Annotated in this window: 20 protein-coding genes; 12 read left to right on the forward strand and 8 right to left on the reverse strand. The window is 66.4% G+C overall.

All coding sequences use genetic code 11. The features are described 5' to 3' along the window. Positions 1-58: 58 nt before the first annotated feature. The 3 genes from grxD (at position 59) to WS92_RS26825 (ending at position 2,029) form a co-directional block, all read left to right on the forward strand. Complete coding sequence (gene grxD, locus WS92_RS26815) at positions 59-367, forward strand: Grx4 family monothiol glutaredoxin (RefSeq protein ID WP_004186955.1); 309 nt, start codon at positions 59-61, stop codon at positions 365-367. Positions 368-380: 13 nt separating this feature from the next. Then, entirely contained in the window at positions 381-977 is a 597-nt protein-coding gene (locus tag WS92_RS26820; RefSeq protein ID WP_015601632.1) for a UbiX family flavin prenyltransferase, read from the forward strand. A 263-nt stretch (positions 978-1,240) separates the two neighbouring features. Further along, positions 1,241-2,029, forward strand: a complete 789-nt coding sequence (locus tag WS92_RS26825; protein WP_059932497.1) for a DODA-type extradiol aromatic ring-opening family dioxygenase — start codon at positions 1,241-1,243, stop codon at positions 2,027-2,029. Positions 2,030-2,141: 112 nt separating this feature from the next. On the opposite strand, the gene WS92_RS26830 is transcribed toward WS92_RS26825, so the two are convergent. Continuing rightward, positions 2,142-3,743 (reverse strand): APC family permease, encoded by a 1,602-nt coding sequence (locus WS92_RS26830; RefSeq protein WP_009913727.1) that lies wholly within the window; start codon positions 3,741-3,743, stop codon positions 2,142-2,144. A gap of 434 nt (positions 3,744-4,177) precedes the next feature. Between WS92_RS26830 and WS92_RS26835 the strand changes: the two genes are divergently transcribed. After that, positions 4,178-4,381 carry a cold-shock protein gene (locus tag WS92_RS26835; RefSeq protein ID WP_006029415.1) on the forward strand — a complete coding sequence of 68 codons (204 nt, stop codon included), beginning with the start codon at positions 4,178-4,180 and terminating at the stop codon, positions 4,379-4,381. 75 nt (positions 4,382-4,456) lie between these two features. Here the strand turns inward: WS92_RS26835 and WS92_RS26840 are convergent, their stop codons facing one another. The 3 genes from WS92_RS26840 to WS92_RS26850 all read right to left on the reverse strand — a co-directional run bounded on the left by WS92_RS26840 (position 4,457) and on the right by WS92_RS26850 (position 8,095). Then, positions 4,457-5,716 (reverse strand): Hsp70 family protein, encoded by a 1,260-nt coding sequence (locus WS92_RS26840; protein ID WP_059932495.1) that lies wholly within the window; start codon positions 5,714-5,716, stop codon positions 4,457-4,459. A 313-nt stretch (positions 5,717-6,029) separates the two neighbouring features. Then, positions 6,030-6,635 carry a nitroreductase family protein gene (locus WS92_RS26845; RefSeq protein WP_015601509.1) on the reverse strand — a complete coding sequence of 202 codons (606 nt, stop codon included), beginning with the start codon at positions 6,633-6,635 and terminating at the stop codon, positions 6,030-6,032. A 176-nt stretch (positions 6,636-6,811) separates the two neighbouring features. Then, entirely contained in the window at positions 6,812-8,095 is a 1,284-nt protein-coding gene (locus WS92_RS26850; protein WP_059932493.1) for an MFS transporter, read from the reverse strand. Between the two features lie 160 nt (positions 8,096-8,255). Here WS92_RS26850 and WS92_RS26855 point away from each other — a divergent pair, with 160 nt between their 5' ends. Both WS92_RS26855 and WS92_RS26860 read left to right on the forward strand, forming a co-directional pair. After that, a complete protein-coding gene (locus WS92_RS26855; RefSeq protein WP_059932491.1) occupies positions 8,256-8,900 on the forward strand; it encodes a TetR/AcrR family transcriptional regulator in 645 nt (214 codons plus the stop codon). Positions 8,901-8,953: 53 nt separating this feature from the next. After that, positions 8,954-9,559, forward strand: a complete 606-nt coding sequence (locus WS92_RS26860) for a DUF1415 domain-containing protein (RefSeq protein ID WP_059932489.1) — start codon at positions 8,954-8,956, stop codon at positions 9,557-9,559. A 72-nt stretch (positions 9,560-9,631) separates the two neighbouring features. Here the strand turns inward: WS92_RS26860 and WS92_RS26865 are convergent, their stop codons facing one another. The 4 genes from WS92_RS26865 to WS92_RS26880 all read right to left on the reverse strand — a co-directional run bounded on the left by WS92_RS26865 (position 9,632) and on the right by WS92_RS26880 (position 13,990). After that, positions 9,632-10,528, reverse strand: coding sequence for a class I SAM-dependent methyltransferase (locus tag WS92_RS26865; RefSeq protein ID WP_059932487.1), 897 nt, complete (start codon positions 10,526-10,528; stop codon positions 9,632-9,634). Positions 10,529-10,661: 133 nt separating this feature from the next. After that, positions 10,662-11,801 carry a methyltransferase gene (locus WS92_RS26870; RefSeq protein WP_059932485.1) on the reverse strand — a complete coding sequence of 380 codons (1,140 nt, stop codon included), beginning with the start codon at positions 11,799-11,801 and terminating at the stop codon, positions 10,662-10,664. Between the two features lie 196 nt (positions 11,802-11,997). Continuing rightward, complete coding sequence (locus tag WS92_RS26875) at positions 11,998-13,116, reverse strand: acyltransferase family protein (protein WP_059932483.1); 1,119 nt, start codon at positions 13,114-13,116, stop codon at positions 11,998-12,000. Positions 13,117-13,483: 367 nt separating this feature from the next. Further along, positions 13,484-13,990 carry an LEA/WHy family protein gene (locus WS92_RS26880; protein ID WP_043283301.1) on the reverse strand — a complete coding sequence of 169 codons (507 nt, stop codon included), beginning with the start codon at positions 13,988-13,990 and terminating at the stop codon, positions 13,484-13,486. A 603-nt stretch (positions 13,991-14,593) separates the two neighbouring features. Between WS92_RS26880 and WS92_RS26885 the strand changes: the two genes are divergently transcribed. The 6 genes from WS92_RS26885 (at position 14,594) to WS92_RS26905 (ending at position 20,200) form a co-directional block, all read left to right on the forward strand. Further along, entirely contained in the window at positions 14,594-16,744 is a 2,151-nt protein-coding gene (locus WS92_RS26885) for a M1 family metallopeptidase (RefSeq protein WP_059932480.1), read from the forward strand. Positions 16,745-17,251: 507 nt separating this feature from the next. Further along, positions 17,252-17,482 carry a hypothetical protein gene (locus WS92_RS35990; protein ID WP_059932478.1) on the forward strand — a complete coding sequence of 77 codons (231 nt, stop codon included), beginning with the start codon at positions 17,252-17,254 and terminating at the stop codon, positions 17,480-17,482. Between the two features lie 244 nt (positions 17,483-17,726). Next, positions 17,727-17,963 (forward strand): hypothetical protein, encoded by a 237-nt coding sequence (locus WS92_RS26895; RefSeq protein WP_009913733.1) that lies wholly within the window; start codon positions 17,727-17,729, stop codon positions 17,961-17,963. Between the two features lie 104 nt (positions 17,964-18,067). Continuing rightward, entirely contained in the window at positions 18,068-18,298 is a 231-nt protein-coding gene (locus WS92_RS26900) for a hypothetical protein (protein WP_006029401.1), read from the forward strand. Positions 18,299-18,457: 159 nt separating this feature from the next. Next, positions 18,458-18,877, forward strand: a complete 420-nt coding sequence (locus WS92_RS35995) for a hypothetical protein (protein ID WP_171845245.1) — start codon at positions 18,458-18,460, stop codon at positions 18,875-18,877. A gap of 54 nt (positions 18,878-18,931) precedes the next feature. After that, entirely contained in the window at positions 18,932-20,200 is a 1,269-nt protein-coding gene (locus WS92_RS26905; protein ID WP_006029400.1) for an HlyD family secretion protein, read from the forward strand. Positions 20,201-20,206 lie beyond the last annotated feature (6 nt).

The raw sequence follows: 20,206 nt of genomic DNA on the forward strand, positions 1-20,206 counted from the left end.
AGCCCAGGGGAAATCCAGTATCATTTCTCATTCACGCCCAGCTACAGCAAGGTCAGTCATGGACACCCAACAACGCATCAAGCAAATCGTCGACGAAAACCCGGTCGTGCTCTTCATGAAAGGCACCGCGCAATTCCCGATGTGCGGCTTCTCGGGCCGCGCCGTCCAGGTGCTGAAGGCGTGCGGCGTCGACCAGTTCAAGACGGTCAACGTCCTCGAAGACGAGGAGATCCGCCAGGGCATCAAGGAATTCTCGAACTGGCCGACGATCCCGCAGCTTTACGTGAAGGGCGAATTCGTCGGCGGCTCGGACATCATGATGGAGATGTACCAGTCGGGCGAGCTGCAGCAGCTCTTCACCGCCTGATCGCGCCCCTCCGATGGAGCCCCGCCCGGCGCCGCCGCGGCGCCTGATCGTCGCGATCACGGGCGCCACCGGCGCGATCTACGGCGTGCGCATGCTCGACATGCTGCGCGCCTCGGGCGGCGTCGAAACGCACCTGCTGATCTCGAGCGCCGGCTGGCTCAACATCCAGCACGAACTGCAGTTGCCGAAGGACGACGTGCTGGCGCGCGCCGACGTCGTCCATTCGGTGCGCGACGTCGGCGCGAGCATCGCGTCCGGCTCGTTCGCGACCGACGGCATGATCGTCGCGCCGTGCTCGATGAGGACGCTCGCGAGCATCGCGCACGGGCTGTCCGACAACCTCATCACCCGCGCCGCCGACGTCGTGCTGAAGGAGCGCCGCCGGCTCGTGCTGCTCGTGCGCGAAACGCCGTTCAACCTCGCGCATCTGCGCAACATGACGGCCGTCACCGAGATGGGCGGCGTGATCTTCCCGCCGCTGCCCGCGTTCTACGCGATGCCGAAGACGATCGACGAGATGGTCGACCATACGGTCGCGCGCGTGCTCGACATGTTCGCGCTCGGCGCGCCGCTCACCGCGCCCTGGCAGGGGCTGCGCGAGCACGGCTGACGCCGTCGCGTCCCGGCCGGGACGGCGGCGTTTCCGTTCCGCGTCGGCTTGCTCGCCGACTCCATCCGTTCTGTCCGTGGTCTTCGTTCCTGCGCAGCCGCGCCTCGCTACGTCGCGCCGCGGCAAGGAATCGGGAACCGCACCGCTGCGGTCGCACGATTAACAACAAAAGAGATACAATCAAATCCATTTTTCGCATTTATCAATGATCGGTGCGAGCCTATAGTCGTAGGCAATATCATTTCGCAGCAGTCCCGATCATCATGAACCGCCTTCCGTCCCTTTATCTGTCGCACGGCGCGCCGACGCTGCCGATCGACCCGGCGCTGCCGTCCGGCGCGTTCACCGCGCTCGGCGGCGAACTGCCGCGCCCGCGCGCGGTGCTGATGTTGTCCGCGCACTGGCTCACGCAGCAGCCCGCCGTCAGCACCGCCGAGCGGCCCGAGACGATCCACGATTTCTACGGCTTTCCGCGCGCGCTCTATGAAATCCGCTATCCGGCGCCCGGCGCGCCCGACGTCGCGGCCCGCGCGGCTGCGCTGCTGGGCGACGCGGGCATCGAGACCGCCGCCACGCCGCACGGCCTCGACCACGGCGCATGGGTGCCGATGCTGCTGATGTTCCCGCACGCCGACGTGCCCGTCGCGCAGTTGTCGATCCAGCCACGCGCCGATGCCGCGCACCACTTTCGCGTCGGCCGCGCGCTGCGGCCGCTGCGCGACGACGGCGTGATGGTGATCGGCTCGGGCCAGATCACGCACAACCTGCGCGCGGCGGATTTCTCGGCCGCGCCCGGGGACGCGGACCCGCGCGTCGCCGAATTCACCGGCTGGTTCGAGGAAAAGCTCGCCGCACGCGACGTCGACGCGCTCCTCGACTACCGCCGCCAGGCGCCGCACGCGGCGCTGATGCATCCGACCGACGAGCACCTGTTGCCTGTGTTCGCGGCGCTCGGCGCGGCGGACGACGACTATCGGCTGAGGGTCCAGTCGCTCGGCACGTATCAGCGCGTGCTCGCGATGACGAACTACGTGTTCGACTCGGCGGCCTGACAGGCGCGAGAGTCGTCCCAAAACGACGAAGCCCGCCCGGGACATCCCGGGCGGGCTTCGTTCGGAAGATTCGGCCTCCGCCGCCGGCGATCGCGGGCGACGGTTCGCGCGATTACGCGCCGACTCCTTCGAGGATCTCGTCGCGCGACTCGCGCTCGTCGAGATACTCGGTGCGATAGCCGGTGCTCACGCCCCAGTAATAGAACACGAGCGCGATCGCCGCGACGACCAGCATGTCCCAGCCGTAAGGCAGCATGCCGTGGCCGCCGAACTCCTTGCTGCCGATGAGCGACAGCACGGCCATCGTCGGCAGGTACGCGACGAGCCACCACGCGGCCTTCAGGTCGCGGCCCCAGCCCTGCCAGCCGGCCTTGCCCTGATAATAGAAGTAGACGGGCAGCGCGACGATCATCAGCAGGATGATCTCCCCCGTCAGCGGCCACTTCGCCCAGTACAGGATCAGCGACGCGCAGACGAACGCGAACGGCGCGATCAGCTTCATGCACGGAATCGACAGCGGACGCTCGAGGTCCGTCGCCGCGCGGCGCAGCGCCATCAGGCTGATCGGGCCCGTCAGGTACGAAATCACGGTCGCGACCGAGATCACCGCCGCGAGCGAGCTCCAGCCGCGGAAGAAGAACAGGAAGACGAACGACACGATCAGGTTGAACCACATCGCGGGACGCGGCACGCCGTACAGCGGATGCACGCTGCCGAAGATCTTCGGCATCGTGTTGTTGCGTTCCATCGCGTAGATCATGCGGGTCGTCGTCGCCATGTAGGTCGTGCCGGTGCCGCTCGGGCTCACGAACGCGTCGACGTACAGCAGGATCGCGAGCCAGTTCAGGTTCAGCGCGATCGCGAGCTCCGCGAACGGCGACGCGAAGTTGAAATGCGTCCAGCCCTTCGCGACGTCGACCGGGTTCACCGCGCCGATGTACGCCACTTGCAGCAGCACGTAGATCACGAGCGCGATCAGGATCGACGAGATCACCGCGAACGGCACGCTGCGCGACGGGTTGCGCGCTTCGCCGGCGAGGTTCACGGGGCTCTGGAAGCCGTTGAACGCGAACACGATGCCGCTCGTCGCGACCGCCGTCAGCACGGCCGACCAGCCGTACGGCGCGAAGCTCGCCGAACCGCCCGCCGTGCCGAGGTTCTCGCCGTGGAAGCTCGACAGCAGCAGGCCCGCGATCGTGAGGCCGGGAATCAGGAACTTGAAGATCGTGATCGCGGTGTTCGCACGCGCGAAGAGCTTCACGCCCCAGTAATTGAGCAGGAAGTAGATGACGACGAGGACGGCGGACAGCAGCAGCCCCGGTGTCGTGAGCTCGCCGTTGACGAAGAGCGCGTGCGCCCACGCATAGGGCCACGTGCTCATGTACTGGATCGACGCCTCGGCCTCGATCGGAATCACCGAGACGATCGCGATCCAGTTCGCCCACGCGCTGATGAAGCCGACGAGCGAGCCGTGCGAGTAGCGCGCATAGCGCACCATGCCGCCCGATTCGGGGAACATCGCGCCGAGCTCGGCGTACGTGAGCGCAATGGCGAGAATCACGACCGCGCCGATGATCCACGCGCAGATGGCGGCGGGCCCGGCGATCTTGGCGGCCTTCCATGCGCCGAACAGCCAGCCCGATCCTATGATCGAACCCAGCCCTGTCAGCATCAAGGCGAACGGACCGATGTTCCGTTGAATAGAACTCTTCACAACCTCTCCTATGTCTCAACAAGCAAGGTCGGCACGCCGCCCGGGATCGAGCCGGACGGCACCGCGCATGCATTCTTGGGGGGACAGGTTGCCCGATCGGGAGCAACCCATCCGCGCGCGGCGCGTAGTTTAACGGTTGCACCGGGCAATGAACGCAAAATTCGATCATCCCCTACAAAAAATCCGTGACATTAGCAAGCTTTGTAAGCTCTAATGTTGGGTTATCTAAGAAAAACCCTGAGACATGATCGAAGACGATTGACCGTCGAATCGAATAGTCGTATAAACGGTCTGGCAGGATTTCAAGCGGCGAGTGAATAGGTTCTTTCGTAGTTCGCCCATCAACGGTACTCCGGTTGGTCCCATTACCCCCTTCCTTGATTTTCATGCGCTCCCCGGGCTTTGGCCCTGTTTTACATTTTTAGGAACAAGTTATGGCAATCGGTACCGTCAAGTGGTTCAACGACGCCAAGGGTTTTGGTTTCATCACGCCGGAAGGCGGTGGCGAAGATCTCTTCGCGCACTTCTCTGAAATCCGCGTCGACGGCTTCAAGACGCTGCAAGAGAACCAGAAGGTCGAGTTCGAAGTGAAGACCGGCCCGAAGGGCCTGCAGGCAGCGAACATCAAGCCGCTGTAAGCGCAGCGCGAGATTTCGCAGCACAGTGAAAAGCCCCGCTTCGGCGGGGCTTTGTTTTGTCCGGCGCGCGACGCGTCAGCCGCCGTACACGCGCTGCGCATGAATGCCGAGGCCCGTCGCGACGCTCGCAAGGCGATCGCCGTACACCGGCTGCGCATCCGGGAACGCCGCCGCGAGCGCGCCCGACAGGAACGCGAGCCCCGTCGAGCCACCCGTGAAATACAGCGCGCCGACGTCGGGCGGCGCGATCCCCGCGAGCCGCACCGTCTCGCGGGCGGCATCGACGATCCGCGCCGTCTCGTCGCGGCTCGCATCGATCAGTTGATCCGCGTCGAACGCGATCAGCAGATCCTCCTCGACATCGTTCAGATCGATCATCGTCTCGCCGCCCGCCGACACGCCGATCTTCGCCTCCTCCGCGCGCGCGGCGAGCGCGTGGCCGAGCCGCTGCACGACGACGCGCAGCAGGCGATCGAAATGGCGTGCGTCCGCGTACAGGTGCTTCATCAGCTTGAGCTCGCCGATGCGCTTCGGCGTGTAGACGGTATTGATCAGGTGCCAGGTCGCGAGATCGAAATAGACCCGGTTCGGCAGCTCGCGGCCCTCCGGATCGAGCGCGCGGTAGCCGAACGCGGACAGCACCGCCGACAGCTCGACACGCCGGTCATAATCGGTGCCCGCGATGTGCACGCCGTGATGCGCGAGCACGTCGCCCTTGCGCTCGAGCCGGCGCATCCGCTCGGGGCCGACCCGCACGAGCGAGAAGTCCGACGTGCCGCCGCCGATGTCCGCGACGAGCACGAGCCGCTCGGCGTCCTGCCGCGATTCGTAATCGAATGCGGCCGCGATCGGCTCGTACTGGAACTGCACGTCGGCCAGCCCGACCGCGTGCGCGGCCGCCTCGAGCTGCTGCTGCGCGAGGCGGTCGGCGCGCGGATCGTCGTCGACGAAAAACACCGGGCGGCCGAGCACCGCGCGGCCGATCGCGCCGCCCGCGCACGCCTCGGCCTTCTGCTTCAGATGCATCAGGAACAGCGCGATCACGTCGGTGTACGCGATCGCGGAGCCGTCGCCGAGATCGGTCGTCGTTTCCGCGAGCGGCGAGCCGAGGATGCTCTTCATCGAGCGCATCAGGCGGCCGTCGAAACCGTCGATGTACGACGCGAGCGCCGCGCGGCCGTACTCGCGGGCCCCTTCGTCGGTATTGAAGAAGATGGCGGTGGGCAGCGTCAGATGCTCGCCCTCGACGGGAGCGAGCCGCATCCCGGTCGCGCCGCCGCGCGGCAGCGCGACTGCGGAATTGGACGTGCCGAAGTCGATCGCGCAATAAGTCATGGGCGGGCCGCCGGACAGCGGTGGGAAACGGAAGGACCGGCTTTTTATCACGAAACCGCCGCGCGTCACAACCGGGGCGCGAACGGATGCGGGCGAGGCTCGGGGCGTGGGTGAACGGCCGACGCAGGCGGGACGGCGCAGGGCGGTGCGGACGGGCGCGGCGGGGAAGGATCGAAGGGGCGGGAAGGCTCCGCCGCGTATCGGCTTTGGAAGCCGCGCGGCGGCCCGACGCGCTCGTCACCGAGGGCCGCGATCGACGCAATCGCCCCCCATCGGCAACGCGCCGCGCGCGCCGGACATGCGTTTCGTTACGTCAAGCCACCGACGAGAACGGCTTTTGCCACGCATCCGCGTAGACGACCTCGCCGATCGGATGGCGGGTGCGCGGCGCGCGTTCGCGCTCGCGCAGCACCGGCTCGAGCTTGTCGGCGTCGCCGTAGTGGCCAACCGAGATGATCGCGAGCGGCTCGACGTCGGCGGGAATCGCGAATGCGTCGCGGAACGCCTTCACGTCGAAGCCGCTCATCTGGTGCGCGGCAAGACCGAGCGCGTGCGCCTGCAGCACGAGCGACATCGCAGCCGCGCCGGCGTCGTAGAGCGCCGTCGGACTCGGCTCGCCCTTCGACGTGAGCGTGTGCGCGGTCACGGCGATCAGCACGGGCGCGGGCGCGTTCCAGCCCTGGTTGAACGGCACGAGCGTCGAGAACGCGCGCTTGAACGCGACCTCGTCCTTGCTGCGGTCGAACACGATGAAGCGCCACGGCTGCGCGTTGTATGCGGACGGCGCCCAGCGCGCCGCTTCGAGCACCGCATGCAGATGCTCGGCGCTGACGGGCTCGCTCGAATACGCGCGCGGACTCCAGCGGCCGGCGATCAGTTCATGAATCGAAACAGAAGTGGGAGCGGGTTTGACGGACATGCGTTTCCTCACCAATTTTTAAAAAAGGGCTCGGTCGCCCGGAACAGATACGCCAGCATAACCGCTTGTCGGCAAACTTGCCGGACCGGACGCGCAAATGCAAATCGGCGTTTGCGCAAAGGGAGGCCGGGCGCGGCTCGCCCGCCCGCGCTCCGGGCGCAGCGCGGCCGCGCCGATCACGCGGCGCTCGCCGATACCCGCGCCGCCCCGCGATTGATCCGCAACACGATCAGCGCGCCGACGACGCACAGCCCGCCCGAGATCATCGACGCGACCGTATACGTGCCGAGGCTCGCGCGCAGCATGCCGGCGCCGAGCGCCGCGAACGCCGCGCCGAGCTGGTGGCCCGCGACGATCCAGCCGAACACGACGGGCGCCGCGTCCTTGCCGTACACGTCGGTCGCGAGGCGCACGGTGGGCGGCACGGTCGCGATCCAGTCGAGCCCGTAGAACACCGCGAAGAGCGGCAGCCCGAAGAAATCGATGCCGAACGCGTGCGGCAGATAGATCAGCGACAGCCCGCGCAGCCCGTAATACCAGAACAGCAGCACGCGGCTGTCGTAGCGGTCGGACAGCCAGCCGGACATCGTCGTGCCGACCAGGTCGAACACGCCCATCGCCGCGAGCAGCGACGCGCCCTGCACTTCCGTCATCCCGTAGTCGCCGCACATCGCGATCAGGTGCGTGCCGACGTAGCCGTTCGTGCTCGCGCCGCAAATGAAGAAGCTGAAGAACAGCAGCCAGAAGTCCCGCGTCTTCGACGCGGTCGCGAGCGTGCCGAACGCGACCGCGATCGGGTTGCGCTTCGCGCCGTCGTCCGCGCGCGGCGCGTTCGCGGGCTCGCCGTACGGGCGCAGCCCCACGTCGGACGGCCGCTCCGGCAGCAGCAGCGCGACGAGCGGCACCGCGATCGCCACCGCCGCCGCCACCGTCAGCACGACGGGCCGCCATCCGTGGTGTTGCGCAATCGCCGCGAGCATCGGCAGGAACACGAGCTGGCCCGTCGCGGAGCTCGCGGTCAGCAGCCCCATCACGAGGCCGCGCCGCGCGACGAACCAGCGCGCGACGAACGTCGCCGACAGCGTGAGCGCCGCCACGCCCGTCGCGCCGCCCACCATCACGCCCCAGACGAGCACCATCTGCCACGTCGCCGTCATCATCGACGACAATGCGACGCCCGCGCCCATCACCACGAGCGCGGCGAGAATCGTCGGCCGCACGCCGAAGCGCTGCATCGCCGCGGCCGCGAACGGTCCGGTCAGCCCGTAGAGCGCGATGTTCACCGAGATCGCGAGCGAGATCGACGCGCGGCTCCAGCCGAACTCGTGCTCGAGCGGCACCATCAGCACGCTCGGCGTCGCGCGCGTGCCCGCCGCCGCGAGAAGAATCAGGAACACCACTGCCGCCGCGAGCCAGCCGTAATGGAAACGCCCGCCTATCCGCTTTGCCGCCCAGTTCATTCGTTTCACTCCTGACGCCGGCCGCGCCGAGCCCGTCGGCGCGCCGGTGGTTGAGGGGGAAGATGCGCCGATCATTGTTACCGATCAGTCACAATTGGTTGCGATCCTAGTGACTGCTCGGTAACATGTCAAGCATTCAATTTCGCAGTCGGGATCGAACATGGCCACCATCGTCGCCAAAACTGCCGCCAAGAGCGCCGCCCAACCGGCCGGCCGCCGCACGCGCGGCACCCAGGTCGCGGGCGCGCAGGCGCAGCAGCACCTGCTCCGCGCCGCTGAGGAGCTGTTCTATCAGGAAGGCGTTCGCGCGGTAGGCGTCGATGCGGTCGTCGAGCGCGCGGGCGTCAACAAGATGAGCCTTTACCGACAGTTCGCGTCGAAGGACGAACTCGTGCTCGCATACCTCGATCGAATGGACGCATGCTTCTTCGAGCGCCTCGACACGAGCGTCGCCAAGCATCCGGGCGATCCGAAGGCGCAGCTCGTCCAGTATTTCGACGACCTCGCGCAGCGCGCGTCGCAGCCGGGCTACCGAGGCTGTCCGTTCGTCAACGTCGCGACCGAATTTCCGGATCTCGATCATCCGGCGCGGCGCGCGGTCGCCGACAACAAGGATCGGCTGATGGCGCGGCTCGTCGCGCTGTCGGAAGCGGCGCGCGCGCGCGAGCCGCGGGCGCTCGCCGGCGCGCTCGCGCTGCTGATCGAGGGCATTTACGCGGCGAGCCAGACGTACCGGCCGGGCGCGTCCCCGATAGGCGGCGCGCCGGGTGTCGCGCGGCAGTTGATCGACGCGGCGTGCGCGTGACGCGCCGCCCCGGCCCGCTACAATCGCGGCTTGATCGCCACGCCGTTTCCGCCATGACCGAAGTCTCTCCGCCCGACGCCGACATCCTCGCCGCCACCCGCCACTGGCTGACGCGCGCGGTGATCGGGCTCAATCTGTGCCCGTTTGCGAAAAGCGTCCACGTGAAGCGGCAGATCCGCTACGCGATCAGCCACGCGACGTCGCTCGAAGCGGCGCTGACGGATCTCGAAAGCGAGCTGCGCCGCCTCGACGCCGCCGATCCCGACGAAATCGACACGACGCTCCTGATCTTTCCGAACACGTTCGACGATTTCCTCGACTACAACGACGCGCTGTGGTTCGCCGATCGCCTTCTGCAACAGTTGCGCCTCGACGGCACGCTGCAGATCGCGAGCTTCCATCCGCACTATCGGTTCGACGGCACCGAGCCCGACGACATCGAGAACTACACGAACCGCGCGCCGTATCCGATCCTGCACTTGCTGCGCGAGGCGAGCATCGAGCGCGCCGCCGACGCGTTCCCGGACGCGGCCGACATCTACGAACGCAATCAGGCGACGATGCGCCGCCTCGGCCACGCGGGCTGGCGCGACTGGATGGCGCAGCCCGGCGAAGGCGAAAGCGAAGACAAGAACGAAGGCAAGGAAGAAGCGCGGTAGCGCACAGCGCGAAGGCACGCCGCCGAACGCTTTCGCTTCGCGCGCAGCGAATGGCGCGTCACGCGCCGGAGATCACGCACGCGGCTGCCCGGAATCCGCCGCGGCCGGCTCGGCGTGCGCATCGCCCGCCGTCCGCGCATCGGGCACGAAGAAGCGCTCGCGCAGCTCCGCGAGCCCGAACATGTCGAGGATCTCGCCGAGCCGCTCATTCGGCTTGCGTCGCGGCAGGTTCTTGTATTGCGCGATGATGAGTTCGTTCTTCATCGAATGCTCCCAGCCGACGAGCTCGGTCACGCTCACCTGATAGCCGTGCGCCTCGAGCTGCAGGCAGCGCAGCACGTTCGTGATCTGGCTGCCGAACTCGCGCGTGTGCAACGGATGCCGCCACACTTCGCCCAGCGCGCTCGCGAGCGACTTCCCCTTGTTCCTGCGCAGCACGCCCGCGACTTCCGCCTGGCAGCACGGCACGAGCACGATGTGCCGCGCGCGCTTCGCGAGCGCGAAGCGGATCGCGTCGTCGGTCGCGGTGTCGCACGCATGCAGCGCAGTGACGACATCGACCGTTTCCGGCAATTTCGGCGACGCGATCGAATCGGCCACCGACAGATTCAGGAACGACATCCCGCCGAAGCCGAGCCGCGCGGCCAGCTCGGTCGAGCGCGCGACGAGCTCCTCGCGCGTTTCGATACCGTAGATGTGCGAGCCGGCGTGCGGACGCTCCTTGAAGAACAGGTCGTACAGGATGAAGCCGAGATACGACTTGCCCGCGCCGTGATCGACGAGCGTCACGCCGCCCTTTTCCCGCGCGACGTCCGCGAGCAGCGGCTCGATGAACTGGAACAGGTGATACACCTGCTTCAGCTTGCGGCGGCTGTCCTGGTTCATCTTGCCGTCGCGCGTCAGGATGTGCAGTTCCTTCAGCAGTTCGATCGACTGGTTCGGGCGGATTTCGTAGGTCTTGGTCGACATCGGGAAGCGGGCCGGCGCGGCCGCCCGGACCGGGGGTCGGGCGGCGGTGGGCGGCGTCAAGGCGTGCATGGAAGCGTCACAGTTTACCGAAAACCATCCGGGCCGCCCCGGCGAGCGTGCGGCGCGCGGCCCGCTAGTTGCGGGCGGCGAGCCGCCAGAGCGACGTCGTCTCCGCCGCGCGCGCGCGATGCAGCGGGTCCGTGGGGTCCGACGCCTTCGGATGCATGGGCTTCACGTCGTCGCGACCGACGACGACGAGGCCCGCCGCCTCGATCCAGCCGAGCAATTCCTCGCGCGTGCGCAGGCCGAGATGCTCGGCGAAGTCCGACAGGATCAGCCAGCCTTCGCCGCCCGGCGCGAGATGCGCGACGAGCCCGGCGAGAAAGCCCTTCAGCATCCGGCTGTCCGGATCATAGACCGCATATTCGAGCGGCGAGCTGGGCCGCGCGGGCACCCACGGCGGATTGCAGACGACGAGCGGCGCGCGCCCGTCGGGAAACAGATCGGCTTCGACGACCTCGACCCGCGATGCGTAGCCGAGCCGCGCGACGTTCCGAGCCGCGCACGCGAGCGCGCGCTTGTCCTGATCGGTCGCGACGACGCGCTCGACGCCGCGCGACGCGAGCACCGCCGCCAGCACGCCGGTGCCGGCGCCGATATCGAACGCAAGCGACGTCGACGGCAGCGGCGCGCGCGCGACGAGCTCGACGTACTCGCCGCGCACGGGCGAGAACACGCCGTAGTGCGGATGAATCCGCTCACCGCCGAGCGCGGCGATCGGCACCCCCTTCTTGCGCCATTCGTGCGCGCCGACGATGCCGAGCAGCTCGCGCAGCGACGCGATCGAGCGCTCGCCGCCCGCGCCGTACGCCTCCTCGCACGCGGCGCGCAGATCCGGCGCGCGGCGCAGCGCGATCGAATAATCAGCTTCGAGCGGAATCAGCAGCATGCCGAGCGTGCGGGCGCGCTGCGCCTGCGCCATCCGGTGGAGGTTGAACGCGTCGACGGGCGTCGCGGCGGGCTTGTTGACCTTCTTGGGCTTGCGCTCGACGCGGCGCGCGAGCGCCTGCAGCAGTTGGCGCGCGTTCTGGAAATCGCCTTGCCAGACGAGCGCCGTGCCTTCGCACGCGAGGCGATACGCGACGTCGGCCGTCGTGCGGTCGTTGGCCACGACCGCGCGGCGCGGCGGCGGCGAGCCGGCTTCCGAGCGCCAGCGGACTACGTGCTCGACGCCGTCGGCGTCGGTCCAATGAAATTCGGGAAAGGCAGTCACGAGGAATCGGGAATCGTTGAGTCGACGGGCGGCGCGACGCGCCGCGGACGACACAGTACCGCGCTTTGCGCCGGCCGGCAAAAAAACGCCGGGCGCGCGCTGGCGACGTGCGGTTTTTTGCGCGGCCAAGGTCGCCACATCGATCGCCGCTCGTCGAGCGCCGCGCCGCACATGCCGCCCGCAGCGCCCGCTTTCGTCAGACCTTCGCCGGCGCGGCCCCGGTGCGGCGCTTCGGCGTCAACGCATGCGCGAAGCGCACGAACGGCGCTTCGAAGAGCCGATGGCTCGCCCACGACAGCGCGATCGCCGGCAGGACCGGCAACGCCATGTAGAAGCTAAGCGGCAGGTCCGTGATCCCGTATCGTTCGCACGCCCACAGCAACAGATACAGCGGAATGCCGTGCAGCAGATAGATCGAGTAGCTGATCTCGCCGAGCCACGCGAAGAGCCTCAGCCGAATCTTCAATACAGTTGCTAGCGCAACGAAAATCGCGATGCCGAACACGTAGCCGAACGACGCCGACATATGCACGAAGTCGCCGTGCCGCCAGTTCGCCGCCGCCATCAACAGCGAGATCGCGACGATGAAGAGCGCGAGCGCGACGGTCGCCGCGCGATACGTGAGCGGCCGGCGGCCGCGCATCCATTCGAACGTCTGCGACGGCGTCTCGTACGCTTGCCTGAAGCACGCGCCCCAGAACATGATTGCGAGGTGATAGAGCATCCCCTTGTACTGGCCGAGCGCGCTCGCCGGAACGATCTTGAGCGCCGACGTGACGACGAAGAGCACGCACAGCCCCCCGCAAACGGCGCACAGGTCGCGCATGCGATGCAGCGCGCCGGCGCGAAACAGCAGCACGCACAGCACGTAGAAGTACAGCTCCGTTTCGAGCGTCCAGTAGTGCCCCATCACCGGATCGCGGCCGAACGCAGTCGGGATCATCGTCACGTTCGCGAGCAGGCCGGACGCGTCCATTCGCAGCCCGAACAATAGCCAGTACACGAGATAGCCGAGCGGCAGCGACAGCCAGAATGCCGGATAGAGCCGAAAGAAACGGCGCACGACGAAGCGGCGCGTGCCCTGCGAAGGCGCGCCGCGCAGGCTGGTCGGAATCAGCATCCCGCTGATGCAAAAGAAGATGACGACGCCGATGCGCCCGAAATTCACCGAGCGCTGCACCGCGTCCAGCACGTGCTGCGAGGCTGCGAGCCTGTCGAACAGCTCCGCGTAGTGCGTCCACATGACGAACAGCACGGCGACGGCGCGCATTGCATCGACGTGCGCGAAACGGCTCGGGCTGGTGGAATCGGACATGGCTGGATCGATCGTACGGCTGGCGCTGCGCGCGAAACGGCGACGCGCGCAGACTCGACGCATGCGTGCGCGCCGAGCGGCATCGCCGCCTCGTCACCACACCGTACCGCGCGGCGCGCGCGCTTTCCGTGCGGCACCGCACGCAGCGGCGCGCGACCAGCGGGATCGATCAGCCGGGCGACGTCGCGTGCGGCCCGGTAAACGCTCCGCTCGGCGCAGAAGGCGCAGACGCATGCCCGCATGACGAACCGCGTCGCGCGCGAGATACGCATCGCCATGCGCGCGCCTCGGCGCACGCTCCTCCGCTCGTCAGCGAATCACGACTGCCGAAAGGCGCGGTCGTCCGCGAATCTCGCGTCACGCTCGCTCAATCGCCACCGCCATACCCGCCCGACGACGCCGGCAGACTGAGCGTGCCCGAATCGGTGAAGCGCACGCTGCCGAACATTCCGCCCGCGAGCTTGCCGCGCAGCACGTAGGGCAGCTTGCCGGATGCCGTCACGTCCGCGAGCCCGAACGCCTGCCGCGCGGCCGAGAACGCGGAGACCGTGACCGGTACGCTCAGCACCTGTTCGCCGAAGCGCGGCACCGTGCCCCGCGCGTCGCTCACGCCGCTCGCGAACGGCCGGCCGTTCAGTTCGAGATCGAGCGCGACGCCGTCGTAGTCGATCTGCGCGTCGTTCGGATTCTGCAGCCGCAGCTTCACGTCGAAGCGCATTTCGAGCCCCTGCCCGACGAGCGGCTCGATACCGACGACGCTCACGCGCACGGGATCATGCGCGGTCAGCGCCGCGCATCCGCCAAGCGCGAGCAGCGCGGCGAGCGTGGCAAACAATAGTCCAGCGAACGAGCGGGAGCGGTACCAGACATGCATCGACGACGATCCTCGAAACAGGGCGCGGGAGCCGCCATTTTAACCAGCGCCCGCACGACGTCCGCGGAACCGCCCGCGTGCCGCCCGGCACGCAACTCCCACCTTTCGTAGTTCGCCGAGCGACTTCCCGCATGCCCCGTGCGCGCACTACGAACATTCAATTAGCACCATTCGCGGATTAAACATTCCGAAAATGAAATTGGAGGAAGAAATCGAAAAGCCGCCTCTCATCAAATTTTTTTTGATTCCTTTACGTTAATCCATCAAGTATATTGAGCCATCTTTCGAATTGCCTGACATTCCTTAAAGCAGCTTGACGAAGCTGACGTTCCGCCTGGAGAGGGGCGGATGGCCTTCGCCACGCCACATGGGATTGTACAGGCGACGAAGGCCGCCGGGCGCGCGTTCCGCCGCACCGGCCATCATTCACAAACCAGAATCAAAAGGGGGCACCCAATCATGATTAACTTCACGTAAGAATCCTGCAGTCTTTTCAAATATAACCGGGGTAATTCATTTCGCTGTCGATTGACGGCGGAGGCGAACTATTGCCCGTCGAATTCATGCAGGACCGGACGATTTCTTTTCAATTCGAGGTTCAGTATGTGGATAAACAATCGTAGATTGCGATATCTGTCCCTGCTCGGCGCGCTCGCGCTCGCCGCCTGCGGCGGCGACGACGGCGGCACCGGCTCGGCCGTGTCGCTCGGCGCCGCGCACAGCCCGTCGAACGGCGCGAACGGCAACGCAGCCGCGCCCGCCAACGCGGTCGACAAGAGCACGAAGCCCGTCGAAATGCCCGACACCGTCGTGCCCGTCAACTACAAGCTCTGGTTCCGCCCGAACGCGGACCTGAATCAATTCAGCGGCCGCGCGGATGTCGAGATCAAGGTGCTCAAGCCCGTCAACGCGATCGTCGTCGCGGGCCACCGGATCCAGTTCACGAACGGCAAGACCACGCTGCAGCCCGGCAACGTGCAGTTGGTCGCGACGCCGCAGGACAAGGGCGACTTCTATCAGTTGCGTCCCGCGAGCGGCCAGATCGCCCCGGGCAACTATTCGCTGCATATGGAGTGGCAAGGGATCATCAACTTCAAGTCATACGACGACCCCGTCAATCACACGGGCGGCAGTTGCGGCAACGATCCGTATCCGGGCTGCTCGGCGGCCGAAGGAATCTTCCGCGTCGACCTGAAGAGCACCGACGGCACGACGAGCGGCGCGATCCTCACGCAGGGCGAAACGAACCTGTCGCGTCAATGGTTCCCGGGCTGGGACGAGCCCGCGTTCCGGCCGACCTATGAAGTGACGGCCGAAGTGCCGCAGGCATGGCGCGTCGTGTCGAATGCGGCCGAATTGCCGTCGGCGAACGTCGGCGGCGGCTACAAGCTGGTGTCGTTCGAGAAGACGCCGCCGATGCCGTCGTATCTGCTGTTCTTCGGCGGCGGCCTGTTCGACGTGCTCGAAGACGACTTCTCGAGCCCGCTGCCGGACGGCCGCGGCCTGCATCTGCGCATCTTCACGCCGCCCGGCATGCGCGAATGGGCACGCCCCGCGATGCAGCGCACCAAGCAGGCGCTCGATTACTACTATCGCTACACCGGCATTACGCTGCCGCTCAAGAAGTTCGACACGGTCGCCGCGAACGACGCGTTCAAGGACCAGAAGGGCCTGAACTTCGGCGGCATGGAGAACTGGGGCTCGATTCTCGAGTTCGCCGACGACATCCTGCCCGAACCGGGCAAGCCGATGTCGCGCTACGGCAACCAGGTGCTCACGCACGAAGTCGCGCACCAATGGTTCGGCGATCTCGTGACGACCGACTGGTGGGACGACGTTTGGCTGAACGAATCGTTCGCGCGCTTCTTCGAAACGAAGACGACGATCCAGTTCTTCCCGGACGAGTTCAACTGGCTCGATCACGTCAGGTCCAAGTATCGCGTGATCAACAAGGACATCAGCGCGGACGCGTTCCCGATTCAGCCGAACTTCAACGGCTGGGCGTCGAACGACTTCGTCGTGAGCGCGAGTTCCTTCGTCTATAACAAGGGCGGCATGGTGCTGAAGATGCTCGAGGGCTATCTCGGCGAACAGACGCTGCGCAAGGGCCTCCAGCAGTACCTGAACGACTATGCGTTCGGAAACGGCACGCCGAAGCGTCTGTGGGATGCGCTCTCCGCCGCGAGCGGCCAGCAGGTCGGCCCGATCGGCGACAGCTTCGTGCGCCAGACGGGCGTGCCGCTGCTGACGCTCGACACGCAATGCGATCTGACGAAGAACCAGAATGTCGTGACGCTCAAGCAGTCGCCGTTCCCGAACAAGAACAAGTATCCGGGCGCGCAGTGGACGATCCCCGTCACGCTCGCGTTCGGCGACGGCCTCGTCAATCGCAAGACGCTCGCGCTGAAGGATACGCAGACACAGATCCGCCTCGACGGCTGCTCGGCCGTCGTCGCGAATCCGAGCGGGTTCGACTACTACGTGACGAACTACAGCGATGCCGCGTGGAGCGCGCTCCTCACGCAGATCAATGCGTCGACGGACCCGGTGCTGCTGCTGAACCTGAAGAGCGAGGCCGCGCTGCTCGTCGCGTCGAATCTCGCGCCGCCTTCCCGCGAGACGAGCATCTCGTCGATCAATTCGCCGGCCGCGATGAAGCTGCGTCAGGTGCCGTCGATCCTTGAGACGCCGAAGGAACGCCCGCAACTGCGTTACCAGGGTGAGTTCACGCCGCGGCAACAGCGGACGGAATAAGCGGTTCGCGAACGTCGCCGCTCGACTCCGCCGCCGCGGCGTGCACGCGGCGGCGGCGGAGAAACGGCAAGGCTATGATTCGCGATGCGAAGCAAATCATGCGGGCCTCCGATCGGAGGCCCGTTTTTATCTTCGCTGTCCCGTCGAAATCGACGTTCAAACGACGCCTCGAAACGATGTCCGTACTCGGTCATTTCAAATAATCGGTAATCGGGCGTACACAATACCCTCATTCGGCGCGTCGAATCTTTAAAGCATTTGACAATTTCCTGGACGAAAAGCAAATCCAATCGGTCCACCGCCTGCTCGCCAACCACACTTCCGGCGTGGCGCAAACGGCTTCTCGATCTCGTCCGCAACCCGCCCCGCCTGATCTCGAATCATTCGATCTTTATAAGCATTTCATCGTGTTTTTCAGGCGCGCTTTAAACGCCGATTAAACGGACGAACTGCACCTCGTTGATGAGTACGCTACCGAACTTAACAGTTCAAACCGACCTTCGATAATTGCGTCACGACAACGCGAGCATCGAAACATGCCGCCGCGTCTTAGTGAATTCGCTGAACCCGCGCAATCGCATTCGCTCGATCGCGCGACGCGCCGCACGGCAGGCGCGCCGCAACCGGTCGACGCCCGTTGCCTGCGGCTCGGCGCCGTTCGTCGACGATCGAATCGCGATGCCCGACGACGAACGAACGTTGCTATTCATCCAAGAGCAAGTTCGGGGGGCCGATTGACGACGAAGGCAGAGGAACACAGCGTGGATCACGCATCCGGCGCATCGCGATCCGAATCGACGATGCGCCGAGCGCAAGGACGACACGGTCATCGGGCGTCGCGGACGGATCGGCGCGCCGCGCATCGATCCGCTCACCGCGACGAGCGATGACCGAAGACCGGATTGATTTGCAGCGCTGCGTGAACGGCGTCGCAGATCTGCCCCGCCAGATGGGCCATCTGGCAATTACTTGGAGAAAGGCAATGCAAGAGCTCAACCAACAAGAGATCGATCTCGTCGGCGGCGCAACGGTGGGCGGCGGCCTGATCGGCGGCCTCACGGGCCTGATCGGTGCTTACGGCGGCGCGCTGTACGACCTCGGCGCGAACCTGACGGGCGACCTCGTCGGCTTCGCGACGGGCGTGGTCCAGATCGGCGAAACGCTGGTCGGCGGCACGCTCGGCAACCTCGCGAGCATCATCACGGGCCCGAAGGCGTAACACCATCACATCGATGATCGATTGAGCGCCGGCAGATCCCTCTCTTCTTGTCTCGGCCGCTCGATGGATTTTCCAGCCACCTGCACATCATTCGGAGATTCACTATGCAAGAACTCAATCAACAAGAAATCGCCATGGTCGGCGGCGCTTCGCTCCTGACCAACCTGGTTGGCGCGATCGGCAACGAAGTGCTGCTGCTCGGCCAATCGGCCTACAATTTCGGCGCGAACCTGACCGACAGCGCAGGCGCGATCCTGACGCACACGGTCGACGGCATCGCCGGCGCGCTGACCAGCACGGTCGGCATCATCCAGGGCGTGCTGACGGGCAACTGATCGCGTCGCCACGCGACGACTATCGCAGCCGACGCGCCGAACGATCCTCCGGCGTCGACAGCTTAGTTAGTCATGCTGAGTGCGTGCCCGGCCCCGTCTCCGGGCACGCATGCCGAACGATTTCACCTTGCCTGCGCCGCCACACGCCATATCCGGCGCATGCGCGATCCGCAGCCCGCGGACACCGCGCCCGACATCCCCAAGCCGATCGCTTTCCGCTCGAATCGTCCGGCGCGCTGGGGGAAAGATTTCAAATATCGTCAAAACGTAGACCAACGCGCTTTCCTGTTCGACCAGGCTCCGATACCTTCTGATGCGACGCCAACGAATTCGAATCGTCCGCATCCGAGGCCAGGGCTGCCGCGCTTTTCAGCGAGTGGCCGCCGCGGACGATTCGTCGATGAAACGCCGAACGCCGCCTGCGCATCGCGGCTCCGTTCGCCGGGACATCGTCACGACATCCATGACGAGCCAGACATGCACGAATCGACTCGAGCACGAATCGAAGTCACAGCGCGCAGCGCGCGCCCCATCGACGCGGCGCGCGCACCCGCCGGCCGCGGCGCGCGAACGGCCTGAGCACGGCGCGACCCCGCTTCGCGACGATCTACACGTTACTTTCGGCAGTCCTCCATGACGCCCAACACTCCACTCTTTCGCACGGCCGCCCAGGAAGCGCAGCGCACGCAGACGCTCGGCGAGATCGTGCTGATCCGCCCCGTGACGTTCGCCGTGCTTGCGAGCGCGGCCGCGAGCATGGCGCTCGGCGTGATCCTGCTCTTCACGTTCGGCACCTATACGCGGCGCACGACGGTCGACGGCGTGCTCACGCCGGACACGGGCCTCGTCAAGGTCTATGCGCAGCAGACGGGCGTCGTGCTGAAGAAGAACGTCGTCGAAGGGCAGCACGTGACGCGAGGACAGGTGCTCTATACCGTATCGACCGACCTGCAGAGCGCGGCCGCGGGACAGACGCAGGCCGCGCTCATCGAGCAGGCGCAGCAACGCAAGACATCGCTGCAGCAGGAACTCGACAAGACCCGTCGCCTGCAACAGGACGAGCGCGACACGCTGCAATCGAAGATCGCGAGCCTGCGCGCGGAACTCGCGGGCATCGACGATCAGATCGCCGCGCAACGCACGCGCACGTCGATCGCGGCCGACGCCGCGTCGCGCTACGCCGGCCTGCTCGCTCAGGACTACATCTCGAAGGATCAGGCGCAACAGCGCCAGGCCGATCTGCTCGATCAGCGCTCGAAGCTGAACAGCCTGATGCGCGACCGCGCGAGCGCGTCGCAGGCGCTGAAGGAGGCACTCAACGATCTGTCGGGGCTGTCGCTCAAGCAGCAGAACCAGTTGTCGCAGATCGACCGCAGCGTGATCGACGTCGATCGCACGCTGATCGAAAGCGAAGCGAAGCGCGAGTTCGTCGTCACCGCACCGGAAACGGGCACCGCGACAGCGGTGATCGCCGAGCCGGGCCAGACGGCCGACACGTCGCATCCGCTCGCGAGCATCGTGCCGACGGGCGCGCACTGGCAGGCGTATCTGTTCGTGCCCAGTGCGGCGGTCGGCTTCGTGCACGTCGGCGATCGCGTGCTCGTGCGCTATCAGGCGTATCCGTATCAGAAGTTCGGCCAGTACGAAGCGAGCGTCGTGTCGATCGCGCGCACCGCGCTGTCGGCGGCCGAGCTCGCGACGAGCGGCGGGCCCGCCGCGCAGACGGCGAGCGGCACGTACTACCGGATCACGGTCGCGCTGAAGTCGCAAAGCGTGATGGCATATGGCCGGGCGCAGCCGCTGCAGGCCGGCATGGCGCTGCAGGCCGACGTCCTGCAGGAACGCCGCCGCCTGTACGAATGGGTGCTCGAACCTCTTTACAGCCTGACGGGCAAACTCTGACGCGCT

Source organism: Burkholderia sp. MSMB1588, assembly GCF_001546925.1.
GTDB classification, from domain to species: domain Bacteria; phylum Pseudomonadota; class Gammaproteobacteria; order Burkholderiales; family Burkholderiaceae; genus Burkholderia; species Burkholderia humptydooensis.